Source organism: Nocardia sp. NBC_00881 (assembly GCF_045207455.1).
Classification (GTDB): domain Bacteria; phylum Actinomycetota; class Actinomycetes; order Mycobacteriales; family Mycobacteriaceae; genus Nocardia.
Window position 1 is genome coordinate 1795921 of record NZ_CP108798.1, and the last position, 22589, is coordinate 1818509.

The window sequence follows — 22589 nt, forward strand, 5'->3', positions numbered from 1 at the left end:
AACAACGCACGGCCCCTCGGCATAACCGGTAGTGGGGAGACCGTGCCCGGGCGGGCGGCGGCCGGTGACGGTGAGGCTCCGCGCTCGGGTGTGGGTGTGCCGCTGGGCGGTCGGATGGACTTCGCGGAGGTGGTGGATGGTCCGTCGCATGTGGTCGGGGGCTTGGATGTCAATCATGCGGTGGGGGATCCGTTCCTCGGGTTGCGTGGCCGGGAGCGGATAGTCGCCGAGGGCATGGTGGCGCATGGCGCGAATCCGGGCGACCCGAATGCCGGTGCGTTCGATGATCAGCACGGCGAACTGCCACGCGACAGCGAACCTGTCCCGCCAGCTGAGGAGTACATGGCCAAAAACCAGTTGTGGCATCGGCCTCGCCTCGATGATCCGGCCCGCGGTCACGTCCACGCTTACCGACCCGACGGTGAGCCTGCTCTCCGCGACGGTCGGCAGTACCGGCCCGTGCCTCTCGTGATGCCGGGCACGACCGAGCCGGTGGCAGGCATCCAGCGCAAATGGTCGAACTGTCACGTCATCAGCGGGACGAACGCGCTGGGCAAGGTGGAACGTGAAGCAGTTATCGCCATGGTCTCGCAAGCCGGCGAGAAAATTGTCGTTCGAACCCATCTCGGCACCTACACGATGAACGCCACTCTCCCGTACACCGCGGATGGCGAACCTGCCTACGCGGGAGCGTCCGACGGCTCTACCCTGGTCGCCTACATCGAGAAGGCCACTGCGGCCCACTTCGGCTCGTACCAAGCCGTCGAGCACGGTAACTCCGCGGATTTCATGTTCTGGGCCATGGGTGATCGTTACCCGACGACCAACATCGTCGATGTCCGGACCATGACTGTCGACGACATCCGCGACATCATCGATTCAGGCTTCCCCACCGCGGTCAACATAGTCCCACCGGAGCGTCGGGACGACATTTCCCCCAACCTCGCTGAACACGGACTCATCAAGCTGCACGTCTACGTTCCGGACCAGCTCGACAGCGACGGAGGCCTTGTCCTTCTCGACCCGCGCGAATTGCAGCACTCCACCGGCATGACGCTGGAGATCCTGCACGAGATGAACGCCAGCCTCCACTGGATCAGCACCGAGCCCTACCAACCCCGAAACCAGCACCACGCTGTGCATTCGACGACGGGAGTTCACCGGCTCGCCCCGAGCAAACGACCCCGGAACATCTCCGGCGACGAAACCACTACTCCGGCCGGATCGAAGGCCGAGGTGGAGCCTGAGTCAATGTCGGACGGTTCCCTTATTGCTGATACCTCCACCCAGCTCGGCAAGGGACGGCCCGTGCGAGAGGGGCTGGTCGGCCTCCGCGAAGGTCCCGCAACCCTGGCCGACGATGAAACAAGGCCGATTGCTCCTGAGGAGCCGCAGTCCCCTGATTCCGACCGCGACGAGGCATCGGCCTCCGGCGACGACGTTATCGAACCAGGCCCTGAAGATGCGGGAGCACCATTTTCCGATGAGGGCGCGATCGCCGGGCTTCCAGAGCAGGCCGCAGCGGGCGGGCGGGAGCTCGACGCCGATTTCGAACGGTACCGGCGCCGACTTGTCGAGGCGCTGTCGGAGCTGGGATGGGAGGAGTCCACTCCGGAGCATCGTGCGCTGACACAGGCCGATCGGGACGGGATCGATGCGGCCGTGGCGGCACTGCCTCCTGTCGAACGTGGTTGGCTGTTGTTGCGATTCGCACACGGAATGTCAGTGACGGATGCGACCCGGAGGCTGCGCCTGGGGGGTGCGGTCGGGCGGTCCACCAGGAAGTTGGAGCGTTCGGCGTTGCACCGCGTGGCCGAGCGGGTCGTTGCCGAGCTCGGACCAGAGGTATTGGACGACAGCCCCGATACGGACGGTTCGGCTCCACGGCCCACCGCTATGGACCGATCGGTCGAAGCCGAAGCCATTTCCGACTGGACCCTGGCAGCCGAGATCGTGTCCGCCTGGGCGAGTGGCGGCCGTATCGACACGCTGCCCATCCTGATCCAGGAAGCACTGCGTGCCGACCATGCGACGTTGGCGGCCTGCGTCGCCCGGCTGTCCTGGCGTCGGCTGCAGTGCCTGGATGTGCGTGTCTTGCAGGGGCTCTCGATCGAGGAGTCTGCCGCGGAACTGGGCCGCAGCGTCGATGGGGCACAAATGCTGTATCGCGAGACGCTGCGCATGCTGGTTTCGATGTTGCGTCACGCCGGCGGCCACGATGCGCGGAGCCTGGTTACGGCGGCGATGCGTCGGCTGGATGCTTCCGACGAGGTGCAACGGCATTTCGCCGTACTGTCGCCAAGACAGCAACAGATCCTTGTGCTGCGCCTGAAGCAGGACCTGTCGTATGCCGATATCGCCCGCGAGATGGGCATATCGAATCCCCGTGAGCTGTTGTTCCGTGCGATCGACCGGTTCGCCGGGTTGTTGGTCGATGAGACCGTATTTCGTCCCGCCGAGTCCGAACGTGATGTTCGGATGTTGGGCCTGGCCGCCGAGGGCAGGTCCAGCGTGGAAATCGGTGCGACCGTTGGTTTGACGGCCGGCGAGGTGCTGATCCGCACGATGTGCGTCGCGAGTGTGCTTGGTGTCCGGAATCGGGTCGGTGCGGTGGCGGCGGCGGTGCGGGAGGGAATCCTGGATGTTCGACGGCTGTCGGAGGTGGTTCCGGCGGTCCGGGATCGCGGCCTGTCGGATGACGAGGTGGAGTTACTGCGTTTGGTCGCGCGGGGATTGTCAGAGGCGGAGATCGGCAACGCCATCGGGATGCCTGCCCACGTGGTGGACCGGCGACTTGCGGCGGTGGGGGAGAGGTTCGGCACTTGCGATCGGATGCTCATGGTGGTGGCGGCGCTGCGGGAGGGAATTCTGGATCCGAACCGGGCGCTGCCTGAACACGAGGCCGGGATGTTGAACCTGTTGGCGAAAGGTGCGTCGGAGGCGGAGATCGCGACGCGACTGGACGTGTCGATGTTGACGGTGGTGGGGCTGTGGGATCGGCTCGAAGCGCGATTCGGCACGCGTGACCGAGATGCGTTGGTGTTGGCGGCGTTGCGCGAGCGAATCATCGATGCCGGCAGTGCGGATGGGATGGTCGTCTGGATGCGCGCGCAGGTGGGCGTGCACGCGATGTGGGCGGTGTCGGACCCTTGGATCGTGCCGGAGATAGTGGACGAGGTGTTCGCGCGGGCCGCGCGTCGAGCGCGGGAATCGGACGCCCCGGGCGGCTCCGGTGTGCTGTTGCGGCGGGTTTTCGAGGAGGTGCTGGCCGACCACCGGCGGGTGGTGGAGTTCTGCGGTCGGGTGTGGGAGGAGTTCTGGGCCGGCGATGCGCGGGCGCCGGAGGGAGATTCGGTGCTGTCGCCGATGAGCAGACGGATGTTCGACCGAGTGCTGGAACGAATGCCGGCCGATCAGTGGCGGGTGGTCGCGTCGGAATTGCGGCGGTGGCGGTCGGCGGATCCGGTCGACCTGCCGGGGCAGGTCCGTCTGTCGTTCGTCGAGCACATGAGCGTCGAGCTGGGCGTGGACGTCACCGTCGGTCTCGACAAGCGGCGTCGACCTGCACGGTCGCGCGATGAGTTGTCCGAGGCAGAACGCCGGGTGCTGGGTCTGGCGGCGGAGGGACTGTCGAGCAAGGAGATCGCGACACACCTGGGGATCTCCCCAAGATTCGTGAAGCTCCACATGTCTCTCAGCGCGGGAAAGCTCGGTACGCGCGGTTGGTTCCAGACGGCGGTGATGGCGGAACGCCGCGGCTTTACGGTGGCCGTCGATCTCGGTGTGGCCCGCTGGAACCCGGAGGAGTGGTCGGGTGACGAGTTGTCCGAAGGGGAGCTCGCGGTGCTGCGCTTGGCGGCGAAGTGGCCGTCGAACCAAGTTATCGCCGCGACGCTGGGGATATCTCCGGAAATGGTGCACCACCGCTTGGCCCGCATCGGCCGCAAACTCGGCAATGGCGCCCAGACCGCGATCGTGGCGCGGACCGCCCGCGCCGCGATCGTGGTCCGTGCGTGGCGGCTGGGGATCCTCACCGACGATGACCTCGAACCGCCGGCTCGCACGCTCGAATCGAGATACGACGACTTGTCCGATCAGGAAGTCGAGGTGTTGCGCATGGTCGTGGCGGGCCTGACCGATGCGGCCATGGCGGCGGAATTAGGTGTGTCGCCGCAAAGGATGCGCCACTGCCGATTCCGCTTGTATAGCAAGCTGGGGACCCGGGATCCTGGTGAACTGGCATTCGCTTCGGCGTTGGGGGCACAGGGAGCGGACCTTATCGCCGCGTTGGCGCGCGGTGGTGCGGTGGCGGAGTTGCCGGGAATGGCCGCGCATGTGCGCGCGGTGAAACGTGCCCGGCACTCTGATGTGCTGCGATGTGTGGAGGGGTTGGATCCGGGGTGGCGGGAGTATTTCGTTCGGTGGTTCACGGGGCAGACCTCGTCAGACATCGCGGAAGCGAGGTCCGAGGACCTCGGCGACGTGGAAGATCGGTTGTGTCTTGTTGTGCACGAGGTGGTCCGGGGATTGCCTGGGCGCAGGGCGGGCGCGGAGTGGGATGCGGTGCTGCGGGCATTGCGGGTACGGCGGCTGGCTCGGGAATTGGCCTCGCGGGATCGGGAAATGGTGCTGCAGTTGTTCCTGCGACGGCTGTCGGTGGCGGAGGTCGCGGCGGCGGCGGGGTGGACGGAAGCTGACATCGCGGAGCTACAGCGGAGGTTTGCGGAGTCGTTGCGTACGCGCGCGGCCGAGGAAGGCACTGCGGCGCTGCTTCTGGTTCAGGCGGTGTGGGCTGCGCGCCCGGAGTGGTTGTCGGAGTGCCTGCCGATGCTGACCGAGGCGCAACGTGCCGACGCCGACCAGTATTTCGGTCAGGACATGACCATGGCGGAGATCGCGGAGCCGGAGTCGGAGGCCGGCGAGCATCGTGCGGTCCGCCGGAGGTTGGTGCGCATCGCGCATGTGCTGGTGGGGGAATTGCCGACGCGGCTGTGGGAGCAGTTCGGGCGGCCCGGGGTGTTGCGGAGGGCGACGCGGGCGGATGTGGCCAGAGAAGCCGAAACCGGCGTGAAAACCGTGAAATCGGTGCTCGGCAGCGGCGGCGACGGGTACTCGTCGGACACGGTGGAGCGGATGGCGGCGGCAGCCGCCCGACTCGGGTGGGTGCACAGGCATGGCGGGATCGTCACCGGCGACGAGACGATCGTCGATGAGAACGTATCGTTGCCGGTTCCGACGGTGCGGGGCGGGCACTCCGGCGAGGATCACGGGCGTGGCGAGGTCGGCTCCGACCTGGAGGCGGTGCGTGCCGCCGACCCGGACGAGGTGACGCGGCGTATTCCGGATCTGCGTCCGGCGTACCAGGAGATCGCCCAGTTGTTGTTCCAGCGCGGGCTGTCGCCCGGCGAGACGGCGGCGATCCTTGGTCGCCGCAAGAATTCGATCAAGAAATTGCAGCGGCTGATCGCCCGCGATCTGGTGACGTTGCTGTCGGGCAGGCCCGTGCTGTCCGACGGGACGGCGAGGGCGTTGATCCAGCGGTTGCAGACGCAGCCCTCGACGGTGTTGACGCCATATGTGCTCGGTCTCACGGAAGCCGAGCAGGAGTATTTCGAGCTGTTTTTCGTGCAGAACACACCAGTGGCCGAGCTCAGGGTGCCGCATCGGCTGACCGATGACGCATTGCGTGACCGAATATATGGAATCGCACAGGAATTGGTGCGGAAGCTACCCGCGGAATTGTTACGACAGCAGCTCGACCTGCTCACCGAGTTCGGATTGTCCGAACTCGACGTTCGGATACTGGGCATGGCGGCCGAAGGCAAGACGAACGCCGAGATCGGCTCGGCCGTGGACCTGACAAAGAAGGTGCTCGAAGTTCGCTTGGCGCGCATTGGGGACATGCTGGGCACAAGAAATCGCACCGCGACGGTGGCGGCGGCTATCCGGGAGGGGATCCTCGACGGCCACCGCCTCGGGGCGACCGGCCGCGGGCGAGACCGTGGTCTTCTCGATTCCGAAGTCGAGATGCTCCGCCTGCTCGCACGGGGCCTGTCGCGCGAGACGATCGGGATTCGCACCGGGATGTCGGAACGCAGCGTGACTCGCAGTATCGCGCGCATCGGTGACAAGCTCGGTACCAGCGATCGGCTGGTGATGGTGGTGACCGCGCTGCGCGAGGGAATCCTCGATCCGAACCGTGCCATGCCCGACCGCGCGGTCGAGGTGCTGGTGCTGCTGGCGGAGGGGCTGTCCGACCCGGAGATAGCGGCCCGCCTGGACGTGCCCCCGTGGACGATGCAGCTGGAGATGAATCGCCTCGCGGCCGCATTCGGCACCCGTGATCGGAATGCAATCGTGGTGATGGCGCTACGCGAGCGGATCATCGATCATGACACACCGAACCCGGTGCCCAACGACATCGTCGGTGCCGTCACCGACTATGTGCGGCCGGAGGTAGCGGAGCATCCCGGCGCCACTGCCGCACCGCGGCCGGAGGGGCCGCTGCTCGATGAAGGGCAGGCGCGCTCGGACAGCGAGATCCGAGAAGCCACAACCGAATCGCGTCCGGACGAGGCGGCGCCGGACGGGGACACCCGGCCAGGAGTATCCATCGATCCTGTTGCGGACCTCCACCAATGACGGCGTGGTACTCCTTCCACTGGCCCGACAGGCCGGGAAGCACGCGCAGCAGCGCGGGGACGTAACGGATCACCGCCTCGAGTTGGGCGCGCTGATCCGCCACCTGGCGCTGCACCTGCTCGACGGCTTCACGGCGGGTGCACCCGGTCTCGTGACAGATCGCCCTGACCAGGTTGTTGGGGACATGGTCGGCCTCGTCCTGATCCAACCCCACCAGGCCGTTCTCCACGAGGCCCACAAAGCAGACGAGTTCCTCGAGACGGCGGATCACGGGGTGGTTGCGCAGCTCCGGGGGCAGTTCCCGGTCCCGGTGCACCTCCATGCAGGCGAGAGCGGTGTTGAACCCACTGGTAGACATCCGCAGCGACAGGTAGCCAGCCGTGGACGCACGAGCGGCATTCGCCGGTCACCGCACTCGGCGACGGATCCGCAGTCGCGGCGAGCGAAAGCGGTCGGGTTCCCGGCAGCATCGGCCGGTGAGGACGATGACCTCCCAGATGTCGCGTTGGCCGCGCGGTTGTTGGGGTCGTGGTCGCGGGCGAACATCTCCAGGTTGCCTCGTTGATCTCCCACAGCAGCCGGTCATACCAACCGACCACTTCAACAACGGATTCACCGTAACGCGCGAGATCCGAAGCGGCCTTGGACTTCTCGCGTGCCAATGCAACGCTGCAACGGTTGGCTCGATCGGCAACTAGGGTCACCGTTTCTCCGATAGAACGCCGATCGACAAACGGCCCGCCGCCCGCCGGTGTTCGCCGGATGGCGTCGAGCGGCCGGGCTATCCCGAAGTCATCAGTCGCCACAGGCCGGCGGCCGCGGGCCGAGACATACCCGTCGAACTACACGATAGTTGCCTACGTCAGCGAGAGTTCTTGTACAGCAGGGCATAGGCGGGTTTGCCGGGCTTGTCATCGGAGTACGGCTCCGAGTGTCGAGGAATTCCTTCTCGTCGCAGGAAGCAACGGCGGCACTCGCGGCGTCGATCGGCTCCGTGGTGCAGATCCGCCGAATCGGCGACCGCAGCGCCAGAGCGGTCCGGCACGACCACACGCAGGCGACAGTTCGGTAGCGATCCGAGCCGTCCCCGGTCGTACGCCAACTCCTTGGTGAGCAACGAACCGGCGTCCAACAGCTCGGCCACATCAGATACGGCAACCGGCCGGTGGGGTTCCCCCAAGGCCGGGTAGTTAGTGTTTTCGCTTGTCATGCAAGGGTTTCGGGTGACCAGGCGGTGGCGCTGTAGAGGCCTGGGCCGAGTTTGTGGATGAGGCCGTCGTCGGCCCACCGGGTCAACTGTCTGTACATGGTGTTGAGGGTGATGTCGCCGAAGTGGGCGGCGATGTCACGGGCTCGCCACAAGCGGGTGGGGTGGGTGTCGAGCAGGGTCAGGATCCGGTGGCGTCGGCGCTGGTCGGGGGCGGTGCGGCTGTCGTGGCGGGAAGTGGTTGGGAGCGGGAGTTGTTCGGTGTCGGGCACTACGATGGCGAGGTCGAGATTGGTGACGGTGCGGCTGGTGTCGGGGCGTCCGTCGTCGAGGCGCTCGTTGTAGCGCGACATCGGTGATTTGACCTTGCGGGTGCTGACCCGTTGCCGGCGTGGTGGTAGCAGGTGCCCCAAGATCCGGACGCCGATCCGCCCGAGAAGGCCGCTTCCGGTCCCGGTGGGGACGACCCCGTCCGCGGTGACGACCTGGTCACGGGCGGTGTGGAAAGCGATGGCGAAGCTGCAACGGTCCGGGTCGGTACCTGGACGGGATTCGGCGGCGTCGACCATCACGATGCGCAGCGCTTGGTACAGGCCCAGCAGGGCCCACATTTCCTGTTCGACACCGACGGGGTCGCCCGAGCGCAGAACTCGTCCGGCCATGATCGTGTGGCGCAGCGCGTAGTAGGCGGATTCATGTTCCCACCGCTGGTGGTAGAGGACCACTAGCGTCGCTCCCGGGTAGCGGCGGGCGTCGGTCAGGGTCGTGACGAGGCGGTAGCCGGCGGTGAACACGATGCCGTCGATGCAGGTCACGGTGATCTGGGCGTCGATGATCCGCACCGGGATCCCGGCGATAACGGCCAGATACGAGCCATCGCCCAGGCGGGTCAGGACCGGGATGCGCCGGTTGCTGCGCGACCGACCCAATACTTGGGCACCGGTCGCGCAGACTTTGACGAGGAAGTCGTTGCTGTCGAAGCCCCTGTCCCACAACACCAGCATGTCCGGGCGCAGTAGATGCAGCAGCTTGCAGGCGTAGCCGGTCTCGCCCAGCTCGGTGGGTCCGAACACCGCCCCGATCACCGCGCGGGTTCCGGTCTCCACCAGCGTCATCAATTCCAGCATCGGGTAGGCGTAATGGGCGGTGGCACGCAGCCAGGCCCGGTTCTCCAGCGGTGGCGGGCACTTTCTGGGAGGTGCAGCCATCGAAGGACACCATCCGATACCGCCCGAACCGAACCCCCGGAGTCGACGGCTGCGCCAACGGCCCGGCCAGCACATCGAACAACATCCGCATCGGCGCGACCCCCACCCGACGGCGCAAGTCCCGCAACGCTTTCGCGGTCGGGGCGGGCACGGGTATCCCGGTCAGCGAGGCCGTGAGTTTGCCCCAGACCGTCCGATAACCCACCTCGGGGAACAAGCACATCGCCAGCAGGAAATAGACCCCGACCCGAGACGGGAGATCACGCAACCGGCGCTGCACCGACCGGGTCTCCTCGAGGACCGCGTCGACAAGCTCGAAGGGCACCACCACGGTCAACTCGCCCAGATGACCGGCAGCGAACCGGCCCGCGGCCACGGTCACCGACCGGGTGATCGCCGCCAACGCGGGAGGCAGGGGAGAATGAAACGGCAACGGAGCTCCTCGGCAACAGGCTGTCTTGGTCGACTACCTGAACCAACGAGCTCCGTTGCCCTATGCCCGAAATCCTCAAACCGCTTGCGCCACCAGCGAAAACACTAACTACCCGGCCTTGGAGGTTCCCCCGAAAAGGTGGACAGGGTTAGCTTGCTTCGGGGGTAGTTTTGGGAGACTGCTCGTAGTCGATCGGTGAGCGCATCCCGATCGCCGAGTGCCGCCGCCGGCGATTGTAGAAGTGCACCCAATTGTCAACTGCGGCAATCAATTCCGTCTTGGTGGCGTAGGTGTGTCGGTAGTAGAATTCGTGCTTGAATGTCGACCACAGCGATTCCGCGCCGGCGTTGTCCCAGCAGATCCCGGTGGCTCCTGCCGAGCGGAGCAAGCCGTGCCGGGCGCAGGCTTCGGCGGTCACGGCAGCGGTGTATTGGCTGCCCCTGTCCGAGTGCAGAATTGTGCCGCGGCAGCGGCCACCACGGACGAACACGGCCCGGTCCACGGCGTGCACGACCAACTCGGCGCGCATATGGTCGGCGACTGCCCAACCCAGTACGCGCCGGGAATGTTCGTCGCGGATCGCGCATAGGGACATCTCGCCCTCACCGCAGCTCAGGTAGGTGATATCCGAGGACCAGACCAGGTCGGGCCGGCCACGGTCGAAACGACGTCTGACCAGATCCGGCGGGAATGATGCTGCTGGATCGGCGATGGTGGTGGTCTTGAATGAGCGTGGGCTGATGCCCTCGATCCCGAGTTCCGCCATGATCGCGGCCACGGTGTTCTTCAATACCCGTTCGCCTTCGGCGAGCAGGTCGGTGGTGATCCGCGGTTGTCTTCGACGAGGCCGCGGTCCAGCCGACGATCGCGCGGGAGTAGGCGTCGAACACGAAAGCCACGTACGCCCACCCGGTCCACGTCGACACGTAGGTGAAGTCGGCCACCCACAGCAGGTTCGGTGCGGTCGCGGTGAAGTCCCGGTTGAGCTTGTCTGCGGCGCGCACGCCGTCCTTGGCGGGAATCGTGGTGCGCTGCTTGCGGCCTCGCACGGCGCCGTTCATGCCCAGCTCGCGCATGAGGCGGTCGACGGTGCAGAACGCGACATCGTGGCCGTGGCGGCGCAGGTAACGGGTCATCTTTCGGCACCCGTACATCGCTTCGGGCTTGTCCCGCAGATCACGCAGGGCGTTCTCCAGGTGGGCGTCGGCGATGTCGCGGGCCGACGGTAGCCGGTGCCGGGCTTTGCGGTAGGTCCTGGGCGCGATCTGCACCCCGTGCGCGGACAACGCACGGCAGATCGACTCGACGCCGTAGACCTGGCGATATTCGTCGATGAAACCGACGATCAGCGACGTCGCGGGTCGAGCTCCCGCGCGAAGAAACTGGAGGCCAGCTTCAGAATCTCGTTGGTCTCCTCGAGGTCTCGAACCTCCTTCCGCAGCCGCTGCAGTTCTTCACGCTCGGCCGAGGACAAGCCGGCGGCCTTCCCACCCGGGCGGGCACCCTCGGCGAGGGCCTTCTTGATCCACAGCCTCAACGTCTCGTAGTGCACATCGACCAGCGGTGCGATGGCCTGCGCGGCGGCATAGGCAGATCCGTACTCATCCAGACGCTCGAGAGCCAGACGAACGGCCCTCACGAACCTCGGGCGGGTAACGCTTCGACATGATGGAGACCATCTTCCCCAAAGAAGGAAGCGGCCCCAAACCTCGACGGTTCAGTACTAACCCCAGTCATACCAGGAGTCCCTCTACATACCAACCATCACACGCCGGCCGGACTCCGAGTTCCCAGATGCGCTCTGACACCTGGTTGTGTTGCGTCGCAACAAGCAACCTGCGAGAGGGACCTCTCGCCAGATCAATCCCCAACACTCCTCACCTGAGCAGAGCTATACCGCTTGTCGCGCGATCAAGTTTGCAAAACCATCCATGGTCGTATCCCGTTGCACTAGAATAGAATTCGTGGCCGAGACATCTTGAGCTTGCGCGAGGTTGTGGCCAGCTCCCTCGGCTAGCGCGCCTGGATATCGATGACCGCGACGCGCGTGCTCGATGCTGTCGAGCACGCGATGATCTGGAGTCGGTAGCAGCCAAGCTGTTTCGTGAAAGACGTTGTACACCGCGCAGATAGGGGGTCTCACCGTGCATCGATTGCGTTCGGTGGGAGACTGTCCGACGTCGGGATTCCGCCCGCAGTCGGTTCGGGCGTCGGCAATGCCCGCGTCGAAACGATTACCGGGCTGTACACAACCGAGGTGATCACGCCGCGCCACCCTGGCGCAGCATCGACCAGGTCGAGTTCGCTACCGCGGAATGGATCGACCGGTTTCATCACCGGCGTGTTCAGCCAGTACTGCAGTGACGTGCTATCACCGCACAAAGCGGCTGCCCACTGCTTTCAACATTCAGCTCGGCAACCTGCGGGGCTGTCACACCGGTGAGTCTGTGGATTCACCGGGCTGCTTCAACTCTCACGAGGAGCACCAGAGCTCTATGGCAATCGACTTGACGCAAACGGCCATTGATCCGGATAACGGTGGGATTCCTCCGACCCGCAACACAAAGCAGGCCCTGGAGAATGCCTTGAACGACATGCAGGGCAACATCCTCAAGAGCCACGGGCGCAACCATAGCGTTCACCTGTTCATTACGTTCAAGAATGGCACCGCCGCCGACCGGCAGAACGCTCGGGATTGGCTGGCCAAGCTGGCCGATAAGGAGGCCGTCCCCCATGTCACCTCGGCCATGCGGCAGTGGGAGGAAGCGAAAGCCTACCGGGCAGCACTCCAGATTGTCCGAGACAACGGCAAATTCGCGACCGCCGAGCAATGGCAGCGGGTTCGGGACGCCAGCGATGTCTTCGTGGGCGTGATGCTTTCGATCCACGGATACCGGGATCTTGCGCTCGGTGCCGGCCTCACGCCCGACGACCCGGCCTTCATTGTGGGAGCGAAAAACCGCGTAAACGACCTTCATGACCCGCCGATGTCGCAGTGGGACAAGAAGTTCCAGCACGACCTGCATGCCCTGGTAGTCCTCGCCGACGACGACGCGGAGAGTGTCGGACTGCTCGCGACAACACTGAAGGACGAGCTGGAGGGCATCAGCGCCGCGGTTGAGCAGGAGATCGGCACCGCGATGCGGCTGGACGCGAAGGGGCATGAGAGTCCCACCGCCCCTGTCCGGGAGCATTTCGGGTTCGTCGACGGGATCAGCCAGCCGCTGTTCTTCGCCTCCGATATCGAGCAGGCGCGGACCCGCCACGGCGGAATCGACCAGTACGATCCCAGCGCTCCGCTCGGGCAGGTCCTGGTCAAGGATCCGGCTGGGGGCCCCGATGGATACGGCTCGTATTTCGTATACCGCAAGCTGAAGCAAGACGTGTACGGCTTCCGCGCGGACAAGGAGCGCCTCGCCGCGAAGATCGCCGAGTACGCCCATCCCGAGTCCGAGCACGAGTCACCCAAACCTACGGAAGCCCACATCGCGCTGGCCGGTGCGTACATGGTCGGTCGGTTCCAGGACGGTACGCCGGTGGTGAACCGAGCACTCGCAGGTCAGGGTGAACTGTCGAACAACTTCACTTTCGACGCCGACGTGGACGGGATCCGCTGTCCTTTCCAGGCTCATGTTCGCAAGTCCAACCCGCGGGGTGACAAGCTGCGCCAGTTCGGTGTGCCGGTCACCCAGGAACGGTCCCGGCGAATCGCGCGGCGGGCCATCAGCTACGGCCCGGTGACACTCGAGCCGAAGGACGGCGAGGAAGTCGGGCTGCTGTTCCTGTGCGCGCAGAGCAGCATTGCCGACCAGTTCGAGTTCATCCAGGTGGCGTGGGCGAACAACGAGGACTTCTTGCGCAGCAGCTGCGGCCTCGACCCAGTGATCGGCGCCCGGGACGGCGGGCCACCGAAGGACGAGGCAGAACGCGCCAAGGCGGCCGAACAACCGTGGCCCAAGCTGTACGGCTCACGCAACGAACTGGACTTCGGTAAGAATCCGCCGCAGTACACGGACTGGTTCTTCCGACAGCGAGTCGGCCAGTGGGTGACCATGCGTGGCGGCGAGTACTTCTTCGTCCCGAGCCTGAGCGCCCTGAAGAAGTTCGGCACGGTTGTGGAGCCACGAGGGGAAGGGAACTGAGCATGGCCGATCACACGAGCGCCGTCGACGGCGCCGATCACAGGAGTGCCTTCAACGACCTGGTCCGACACTTGAGTGGCTACGTGTGCGAACCAGGCAGCCGCGACTACGCACATGTCGTCGCCATCGACAATGGCCGCACCCGGACCGAACCGGCATACGTCATCCGTGCCAACTCGTACGACGATGTGAAACACGCCATCACGTTCGCTCGGAAAACCGGCCTGCCTCTGACGGTGCGCGGCGGCGGGCACAGCGCCGCCGGGTACTGCCTGAACTGGGGCGGCGTGGTGCTGGACCTGGGGCTGATGAAAGCCATGACACTGGACAGGGACAGCGACCGGCTAACCGTGCAGATGGGCGCCACCTGGAGCGATGTGTACAACTATGTCGCCAACCACCCCGGGCTGATACCTGTCGGCGGAGGCTGCCTCACCGTGGGCCTGCCCGGCTTTCTCCTGGGCGGCGGATACAGCTTCGTGTCCCGCTCCTACGGGCTCGGCAGCGACAACGTCACCGAGATCAAACTCGTCGACGCGGCCGGCAAGCTGCGCACCCTCACCGCCACCGCCGACGCCGACGACCGGGAACTGTTCTGGGCCTGCCGGGGCGGTGGCGGCGGCAATTTCGGAGTCGCCGTCGAGATGACCCTGAAACTGCACCGTCCGCCCACCGCGACCATGCTCGGCGGCGAACTCTCCTTCCCCCTGGAGCGAGCCGAGCATGTGATCGCGGCCTACGACGCATGGGCCGAAGGCGCCCCCGACGCGATGGCCGCCTACGGCTACATCGGCTACGACACGGACCCGACGGAGCCGACCCGCAAGATCCCCACTTTCCGGATCACCCCGGTCTACAACGGTGAGTTCGCCGATGGCGTCGACCTCCTCCGGCCGATGCTCAGGCTGAAACCTCTCGCCACCCAGCTGTACGCGATGCCGCTGCCGACGTGGGAGGCCGCCTTCGGTAAGGCCACCCTCGTCAGGAACCGGCTGGCCTACATCAGATCCGGAGTGATCGGAAACCAGGGCTGGACTCAGAAAATGATCGAGGCCCTCCTGAAACATTCGGAGACCGCGCCGTCGAAGGACAGCTTCGTCGTCTGGACGCACGGCCGCGGTCAGGTCTGCGCCGAGGATCGCCGCGACCAAGGCCCGTACCCGCATCGCGACAAGCGCTACGTCTTCGAACTCAAAGCTATCTGGAACAACCCGACCGAAACCCGGGACAACGTGGAATGGGCCTTCGACTACGGCGAAGCACTCAAGAACGACTTCCACGGCGCCTACGTCAACTACATCGACCCACTCCAGAAGGACTGGGCCACAGCCTACTACGGCGGAAACCTGAAGCGGTTGAAGGACATCAAGCACAAGGCCGATCCCGGCCCCCACTCCTTCTTCCGCTTCCAGCAGTCGGTCGACTCCGACTACAAGCCGAACCTCGATTCCCGCCCGTTCGACCTCAGCCCCCTCAACCGGACCCTTTACTGATCCCCGCACCGACTCCGCTCGGGAGTACCTCCATGGCCAACGACACACCCACACCTCGACAGATCTTCACCGACCTCTCGGTGGCCCTCACCGGCTTCGACCGGGCGGAACTGGGCGCCACCGGTCTGCTCGACACCTACTACGACACCCTTGTGGGCATCATCGGCGAACGCGAAGCCGGACACCTGTTCCGCGACGCCGGCGATGCCCTCGCCCAGGACCGGAAGGCTCTCGAGCTGAAGGTGATCCACGCTGAGCGCTACCGTCCGGTCGTCCTCAGCCTGATCAAGCTTTGGTACCTCGGCCGCTGGTATCCGCTACCGCCGGCCTACCGCGACAAATACGGGTCGACCGCGAACGACGTGGAACACGTCGTCTCCGCCCAGGCATATCGGGAGGGTCTGGTCTGGGCCACGGCCGGGGCACATCCGATGGGCGCCAAGCCGCCCGGCTTCGGTTCTTGGGCACAGCCCCCGACCTTCTGAGCGTGAAGGAGCACCATGAGCAACCCCGAGCATTTCGATCTGGTGATCGTCGGTGGAGGCATCGCCGCGGCCACCATCGCCAAGACAGTCATCGAGCAGGCGGCCGCACAGAATCCACCCCGACACCCCCACATCCTGATCCTGGAGGCCGGCCGGGCAACGGCCATGAGCGCCGACAAGTACGACACCTATGTCCAGGCGTACCAGCAGGCCCTGTACAAGGTGCCCAACTCGCCCTATCCCGCGACAAGTTCCGCACCCCAGCCCGATGTGCTCGACATCGACCGACCCCCCAGCAGCAGGGGATATTTCGTCCAGAAGGGCCCGATGCCCTTCGGCAGTGACTACGCCCGCACGCTCGGCGGCACCACCCTGCACTGGCTCGGCACCTGCCTGCGGATGCTCCCCACCGACTTCAAGATGCATACGACATATGACAGGGGCGTCGACTGGCCGCTGACCTACGAGGATTTGAAGCCGTACTACGAGCGGGCCGAGTGGGACATTATCGGCGTCGCGGGAGACGTGGACGATCAGAACTACCCCGGCATCGAGCCGACGAACTACTTCCAGACCGAGGACAGAAACAGGTTCGGGCACCGGGACTACTACTTCCCCATGCAACCGATTCCATCCAGCTATCTCGACAACTACATCAAGGGCAAGATCGACAACAAGACGGTCACGCTGTCCGGTGACTCCCCGGATATCCCCAGTCCTATCCCCGATCCCCCGCCCACGCCCCTGGACAGCTGCGAATTCACGCTCACGGTCAGCAACACGCCCGTGGCCCGCAACTCCACCCCGACCACCGATTCGTACCAGGTCGTCGGCGCAGTCGGCAACGCCGACCAGGGGCAGCGCTGCGAAGGCAACTCCAGCTGCATACCGATCTGCCCCGCCCAGGCGAAATACAGTGCGCTCAAAACTCTGTACGAGCTGATCATCAACTATCCAGACTCCACATCGGCGAACCAGGCGTCCAAGGCCCGCGTCACCGTGCGCAGCCAGTGCGTCGTCACCCGTGTGTTGCACACACCGGAGTTCTTGGCCGGCCCGCGAGGTCGTGGGGTGGACCATGGTGACAGGGGACCGACGGGGGTGGTCACCGGCGTGACGTACATGACCTACTTCGACGACGGCCGCCCACCGCTGGAGCACACGGTGACCGCCGACATCTACGTCCTGGCCGCGAACGCCATTGAGAACGCCACCCTGCTGCTGGCCTCCGATAACGCCGCTAACCGCAGCGACCAGGTGGGCCGCAACCTGATGGACCATCCGCTGCTGCTCACCTGGGGCCTGCTCGAGGACAACGTCGGCGCCTTCCGGGGCCCCGGCTCCACGTCCGGCATCCCCTCCTTCCGCGACGGTGACTTCCGCAGCGACCGCACCGCGTTCCGCGTCGAGATCGGCAACTGGGGCTGGAACTTCCCGGAGAACGCCCCCTACGACACCGTCCACGACCTGGTCGACATCGGCGAGAAAGACAAGGGCCCGCTGTACGGCAAGGATCTGCGCACCAGACTCGGGGATGTCCTGCCCCGTCAGTTCCGGATCGCCTGGGAACTCGAACAGGATCCCGAGCAGAGGAACCGGGTCACCATCGAGGACCGATACAAGGACGCGCTGGGCAAACACCGCCCGGTCATCGAGTACGACCTCTCGGACTACGTACGCAAATCGCTGCCATGGGCAGCAGAGGCGAGCAGACAATTGTTCGAGTATCTCGGCATCGCCGAGCATCAAGAGCGCCCCACATACAAGCCGGGCGACTACACCCACTACGACGACTCCGACGCGTCGGCCGTGACTGTCGGCACCGAGACCTACTGGGTGCGTGGCGCGGGCCACGTCGTCGGCACGCACCGCATGGGCGACAATCCGACGGACTCGGTCGTCGACAGCTTCCAGCGCAGTCACGACCTACCCAACCTCTACATCGTGGGCTGCGGCAGCATGCCGACACTGGGCACCTCCAACCCGACCCTCACCATGACCGCCCTGGCCATCCGTACCGGCGACCAGATCGCCGAGGACCTGGGTCAGCAGAAGGGATCCCACGAGTGAACGAACAACAGATCGCTCCGACTCCCATCCACACTTTCACGGAGCTGACAGCCGCCCTGCAACTCGCCGTCGGCGTCGAGCTGAGCACCATCCCGGTCTACCTCACCGCCCTCTACTCCATCAAAGAGGGCCACAACGCCGACGCGGCGCAGACGATCCGCAGCGTCGTCATGGAGGAGATGCTGCACATGACGCTCGCGGCCAATGTCCTCAACGCACTGGGAAAACCGCCGAGCCCCGAACCCGTCGATTTCCAGCACTACACGAAACTCAGCCCGATCCCTGCCTACCCGCTGGACAGTTCCCTGATCTCCGGCCTCGGCAAACTCGACCTGCGTCCCTTTACGCCCGATGCCGTGAAGACCTTCATCCGCATCGAGCACCCACTGCACGGCGCGGACTATCTGGACGCGACAGCGCCCGGCTATCAGACCATCGGCCAGTTCTACGACGCGATCACTACCGCGCTGAGGAACGATGGCATCGTCAAGGATTCGAACTTCGTCATCGGCTACCAGGTGCCGGATACGCAGTACTACGGCGGCGCGGGCGAGGTGATCCAGGTGTCAGACCGTCGCAGCGCGCTGGATGCGATCAACAAGATCGTGGCCGAAGGCGAAGGGCTTCCACTGGAGCGCCTGGACCACGTGGCCAAGCAAACGGTCGCCGACAGCGACAAGCTGGGATCCGGGTGGGAGATGTACTCCCATTTCGCCCGCTTCCGCGAACTGCAGGCCCAGCGCCGCTTCCGTCACGACCAGACCGCCGACGAGGCGCCCGCAGGCGCCATGCTGCTGGTCGACTACCACGCAGTCCACCCGGCGCTGCACGTCCCGCGCGGCGACCAGCCCGCCGACAGCGTCGAAGGTGCCGCGCTGATCGAATTCGACCTGGCGTACTCGCAGCTGGTCGACGACCTCTACCGTGCCCTCTCGGGCCAGGACGACGACACCTCCGGGACGACGGCCGAGTCGCCGCTTGCCAGGGCCGTCCACGGCATGTACGTGCTGAAGAACATGGCCGTCGGCCTGATGCGCACAACGAATCCGGTGCACCACAAGCACACACTCTGCCCCCGGTTCTACTACGCGGCCAAAGAAGAGCGGGACAGCCTCCGCGAACACGCCGAAAGCCTGAGAGGACGGACCAAGTGATCTGCATCGTGACGAAGTGGTGGTGCGTCGACGGCAAACGCAACGAGGCCATGGCCGCGCTGAAAGACCTGGTGGCGCAGGTAGAGAAGCAGGAGCACACCACCCTCATGTACTGTCTGCACACCGCCGAGAAGACCGGATCGCTGCCCCCGCCGAACCCGAACGAGTTGATCTTCCTCGGCGCCTGGACCAACCGCCAGGCCTTCGAGGACCACCGCACGGGCGAAATCTTCACGAAGTGGCTCGAGAAGCATCTGCACCTGTTCGTGTGCAACGACGGCAAGCTTTACGTCAGCGCCGAGTTCGCGAACCGCTTCGCCGGGTTCGTCCGGGGCACGGCAGTAGGCTGAGCGATCAGCCTGCCGATACCCATCACGGCAACGAAATGGCCAGGAGCAGCTGAGAATTCCGCGCCTCCCGATCAAGCAGGTACGGCAAGACCGGGAAACCACCGGCCGCTAGGTCGAAGACAAGAAGGCGCTGGTGACATTCGAATACGCCCATTTCGGAAAGTATCAGGCCATGCCTCGTCGGCGACCCCGCGTCGCCGACGAGGGGCTGATGTAGGTCCGGTCCCTGTCCGGTGGCAGAGGGTGGGCCACGCAATTCACAAAAATTAGCAAAACCCCACCGCAAAATAACGGCGCGGTGGCTACAGGGGTAAGGACGGTGAAGGTCATGGATCACACGACCGCAATAGATGGGCAACCGGAGCCCGGCACGATCGATACTTACGGGATCGGCGATCACGCGTCTGGGGTGGCGATGAGCTCCAACGGCACCCTCTACATCGCCGACGATGTCAACCATTGGGTGCGAACTAAGGTGGATAGGGACGCGACCCTCACTGTCGCCGGCGGCAATGGGGCAGGCTTCGATGGTGACGGCCGACCGGCCGTCAATGCCCAACTCAACTCACCGCGTGGAGTGGCGGTAGGCCCCAACGGCATCTTCTACATCGCCGACACCGAGAACTATCGGGTGCGGAAGGTGGACGACGTGGCCACGATCACCACCTTCGCCGGCAACGGGGGGATAGGCTCCGGAGGTGATCGCGGGCCAGCGGATCGTGCCCAACTGAACTTGCCGTCCGGGGTGGCGGTAGGTCCCGACGGCGCCCTTTACATCGCCGACACTGCCAATCATCGGGTGTGCAAGGTCGACGACGCGGGCACGATCAAGACCGTCGCCGGCAACGGGACCCCCGGCTTCGATGGTGACGGCCGACCTGCCGATCAGGCCCAACTCAACACACCATCCGGGGTGGCGATAGGTCCCGACGGCGCCCTTTACATCGCCGACACTGCCAATCATCGGGTGTGCAAGGTCGACGGCACGGGCACGATCAAGACCGTCGCCGGCAACGGGACCCCCGGCTTCGATGGTGACGGCCGACCTGCCGATCAGGCCCAACTCAACACACCATCCGGGGTGGCGATAGGTCCCGACGGCGCCCTTTACATCGCCGACACTGCCAATCATCGGGTGTGCAAGGTCGACGGCACGGGCACGATCAAGACCGTCGCCGGCAACGGGACCCCCGGCTTCGATGGTGACGGCCGACCTGCCGATCAGGCCCAACTCAACACACCATCCGGGGTAGCGGTGGGCCGCGACGGCGCCCTCTATATCGCCGACACCGAGAACTATCGGGTGCGAAAAGTAACCCCGGTCGTGGCCCGGGCGAAACTGGTGTTTTCGGCGACTACGGCTGATCCGGTCGAGGTGGTCGCGGGGACCTCGAGGGACGTGACGTTGTCCTGGACGGTGAGCAACCAGGGTCCTTCGCAGGCCGAGGATGTGGTGGTGACGGCCATCGCACCACAGGGGTGCGCGTTCACCAACGCCGAGGACGGCGCGATCAGCGATCAAGCCAGGAAGAGGGTGGAGTGGCGGCCGGGTGCTCTGGCGCCCAATGGCGAGCGGAAGGTGCAAGCCACGTTGCGGGTAGCTGTTGCAGCGGATGCCGCGGAAACCTCGCTCGCCGTTGCGGCCACGGCGACCTCGACTACGGCTGACAAGGACGAACCGGCTGAGAAGGCGAGTGCCGGCGGGAAGGTCACTGTCAGGGTGGTGGCCCAGGCGAATCTCGTGCTTTCTGCGGCCAGTGCGTTTCCGAAGACGGTGGCGCCGGGCAGCGACCTGCTATATCAGTGGCAGATCACGAATGAGGGCCCGTCGACGGTCCGCGACAGTATGAACCTGTCGGCGCGGGTGAAGCTTCCCGCGGCGGTGGAGCTGCATCCCACATTCACGACCAAGGCTGGGGACAAGGTCGCAATGAGGGATGGGCATGTCGAGTGGCCGTTGGGGACGACGCAGAAGACCGGTGCGCCGGGCACCACGACGTTGAGTGTGGGTGACAGTGTCTGGTTGCCGGTGCCGGTCAAAGTCGAGTCAGAGGTCGCCGACGGAACGGATGTGTCGGCCACGGCACAGATCGTCCGGGGAACCGAACATCGGAGTGCGCCGCGAACGGCGACCGCGACAGTGGCCGCACGAGACCACAAGGGCCAAAACTGGCACGGGAGTGACCTGATCGGCGCCATCGCAGGCTTGGTCGGTGGGTTGATCTCGGCGCTGCCGAAATACCCACCGGTCCCTGGGGACGGCGGGCCCTCGTCGGAGGGTCATCAGCCGGAGGAGCAGGAAGAGGAAGAGGAGAAAAACAAGAATCGGGTGTGGCTGCTGCTGACCGGCCGTTCCACGCCGCAGAGTGTGATCGCCGGGGAAAAGGGTGATCTGGTGTACTCGTGGCGGGTGACGAATGTCGGCGGCAGCGCCAACAGCGGTGATGCCGTCGCGGTCACAACGACCGTCACGTTGCCGGCGGGCGTGTCGGTGACCAGTGTTTCCCCCGACCAGCACTGGGTGGTGGACGGCGCCGTAGCGTGCCACCTGGGCAAGCTCGAGAAGGGGGAATCGAAGGACTTCGAAGTGATGACTCGGGTCGATCCCGACGCAGACGGAACCTTGGAGGCGGAGGCCAGGGCATTTGCCTTCCGGGCCGAACCAGTGCACCACTCGGTCACGGCCACTGCCACCGCGAAGGTCACCCTCCAGCTACCGCAGGGCACAGTTACGCCGCATCCGGCCGAGCCGGGTAGGCCCCTGGCCTACGAGTGGACCTTGACGAACACAGGACCGTCCACCGCCCGACAGACAAACGTGAAGGTGGCTGTACCGACAGCGCTGAACAACGTCAAGGTCACGGTGGACGGCAAAGAAATCGCTCTGGGGATCCCGACCGGACCTCAACAGCCGCCCCTGGCAGAGACGACCGTGGACCGGCAGGTGCCCCCGAGTGGTGAGAACGCGAAGATCCCGGTGCGGGTCGATGGCACGGTCGCCGAGGAGGTCAAGAGTGCGCTGGCGGTGACGGTGGCGGCAACGGCGTCCGGCGCCACGGCTCCTGCGCAGAACACAGTTGCGACCGCCCCGGCTTTGGAGCAGACCCCGGGGTCGGCAAAGTCGTGATCTAGCAGTGTGACCTGTGGTTTCCTGTGTGTCGTTGATGCGGGCACAGCGGCTATTCGGTGATGATCGAAGTGCTGAATCAAGATCGTTACGAAAGTTATTGCCGTGCCCGCATTCTCATCAACCCCTGTCGTCAACGTTTACTGCCGCCATGAGAAGCGGTCTCATCTCCAATTTGTACCTTTCGAGGATAGCCAACCAGCGTTCGATGGCTCGGGCAGAGTCGGTGTCGGAGCAGCAGAACAACCAGGGCTTCGACCGCTGATCCTGCCGGGTCC

12 protein-coding genes, 3 pseudogenes and 1 other annotated feature are annotated in these 22589 nt (G+C 65.2%); of the genes and pseudogenes, 8 read left to right on the plus strand and 7 right to left on the minus strand.

The window, feature by feature from the left end; genetic code table 11:
* Positions 1-42 precede the first annotated feature (42 nt).
* Positions 43-6642 carry a LuxR C-terminal-related transcriptional regulator gene (locus OH799_RS07080; RefSeq protein WP_406276900.1) on the plus strand — a complete coding sequence of 2200 codons (6600 nt, stop codon included), beginning with the start codon at positions 43-45 and terminating at the stop codon, positions 6640-6642.
* A 100-nt stretch (positions 6643-6742) separates the two neighbouring features.
* Here the strand turns inward: OH799_RS07080 and OH799_RS07085 are convergent.
* From OH799_RS07085 to OH799_RS07115, 7 genes and pseudogenes are all read right to left on the minus strand, one after another.
* A pseudogene (locus tag OH799_RS07085) lies at positions 6743-7012 on the minus strand (terpene synthase family protein); the annotation flags it as partial.
* Between the two features lie 492 nt (positions 7013-7504).
* Positions 7505-7786: a hypothetical protein gene (locus tag OH799_RS07090; RefSeq protein ID WP_406276902.1), complete on the minus strand. Its 282-nt coding sequence runs from the start codon at positions 7784-7786 to the stop codon at positions 7505-7507.
* 62 nt (positions 7787-7848) lie between these two features.
* Positions 7849-9057, minus strand: coding sequence for a transposase (locus tag OH799_RS07095; RefSeq protein ID WP_406276904.1), 1209 nt, complete (start codon positions 9055-9057; stop codon positions 7849-7851).
* Between the two features lie 85 nt (positions 9058-9142).
* A pseudogene (locus OH799_RS07100) lies at positions 9143-9439 on the minus strand (transposase domain-containing protein); the annotation flags it as partial.
* Positions 9440-9638: 199 nt separating this feature from the next.
* Positions 9639-10268 (minus strand): IS3 family transposase, encoded by a 630-nt coding sequence (locus OH799_RS07105; protein ID WP_406276906.1) that lies wholly within the window; start codon positions 10266-10268, stop codon positions 9639-9641.
* Between the two features lie 25 nt (positions 10269-10293).
* A pseudogene (locus OH799_RS07110) lies at positions 10294-10761 on the minus strand (IS3 family transposase); the annotation flags it as partial.
* Positions 10747-10878: a sequence feature (AL1L pseudoknot), on the minus strand. (Overlaps the previous pseudogene by 15 nt.)
* A complete protein-coding gene (locus OH799_RS07115; protein WP_406276908.1) occupies positions 10836-11129 on the minus strand; it encodes a transposase in 294 nt (97 codons plus the stop codon). (Overlaps the previous feature by 43 nt.)
* A gap of 856 nt (positions 11130-11985) precedes the next feature.
* Here OH799_RS07115 and OH799_RS07120 point away from each other — a divergent pair.
* From OH799_RS07120 to OH799_RS07150, 7 genes are all read left to right on the plus strand, one after another.
* Positions 11986-13632, plus strand: a complete 1647-nt coding sequence (locus tag OH799_RS07120) for a Dyp-type peroxidase (protein WP_406276910.1) — start codon at positions 11986-11988, stop codon at positions 13630-13632.
* 2 nt (positions 13633-13634) lie between these two features.
* A complete protein-coding gene (locus OH799_RS07125; RefSeq protein ID WP_406276912.1) occupies positions 13635-15125 on the plus strand; it encodes an FAD-dependent oxidoreductase in 1491 nt (496 codons plus the stop codon).
* Between the two features lie 32 nt (positions 15126-15157).
* A complete protein-coding gene (locus OH799_RS07130) occupies positions 15158-15610 on the plus strand; it encodes a hypothetical protein (protein WP_406276914.1) in 453 nt (150 codons plus the stop codon).
* Between the two features lie 15 nt (positions 15611-15625).
* Entirely contained in the window at positions 15626-17680 is a 2055-nt protein-coding gene (locus OH799_RS07135; protein WP_406276916.1) for a GMC family oxidoreductase, read from the plus strand.
* The gene (locus tag OH799_RS07140; RefSeq protein ID WP_406276918.1) at positions 17677-18834 is read left to right on the plus strand and encodes a ferritin-like protein; all 1158 of its coding nucleotides are present in this window, start codon (positions 17677-17679) and stop codon (positions 18832-18834) included. The genes OH799_RS07135 and OH799_RS07140 overlap by 4 nt, the downstream gene beginning before the upstream one ends.
* Positions 18831-19184 carry a putative quinol monooxygenase gene (locus tag OH799_RS07145; RefSeq protein ID WP_406276920.1) on the plus strand — a complete coding sequence of 118 codons (354 nt, stop codon included), beginning with the start codon at positions 18831-18833 and terminating at the stop codon, positions 19182-19184. Before OH799_RS07140 ends, OH799_RS07145 begins: the two co-directional genes overlap by 4 nt.
* Positions 19185-19512: 328 nt before the next feature.
* A complete protein-coding gene (locus OH799_RS07150; RefSeq protein ID WP_406276922.1) occupies positions 19513-22311 on the plus strand; it encodes a hypothetical protein in 2799 nt (932 codons plus the stop codon).
* Positions 22312-22589: the final 278 nt, after the last annotated feature.

What these genes read in the sequence shown, in the direction of transcription:
- OH799_RS07095 (WP_406276904.1), bottom strand. Translation starts at nt 9,057, where the DNA reads ATGGCTGCACCTCCCAGAAAGTGCCCGCCACCGCTGGAGAACCGGGCC.
- OH799_RS07120 (WP_406276910.1), top strand. Translation starts at nt 11,986, where the DNA reads ATGGCAATCGACTTGACGCAAACGGCCATTGATCCGGATAACGGTGGG.
- OH799_RS07125 (WP_406276912.1), top strand. Translation starts at nt 13,635, where the DNA reads ATGGCCGATCACACGAGCGCCGTCGACGGCGCCGATCACAGGAGTGCC.
- OH799_RS07130 (WP_406276914.1), top strand. Translation starts at nt 15,158, where the DNA reads ATGGCCAACGACACACCCACACCTCGACAGATCTTCACCGACCTCTCG.
- OH799_RS07135 (WP_406276916.1), top strand. Translation starts at nt 15,626, where the DNA reads ATGAGCAACCCCGAGCATTTCGATCTGGTGATCGTCGGTGGAGGCATC.
- OH799_RS07150 (WP_406276922.1), top strand. Translation starts at nt 19,513, where the DNA reads ATGGATCACACGACCGCAATAGATGGGCAACCGGAGCCCGGCACGATC.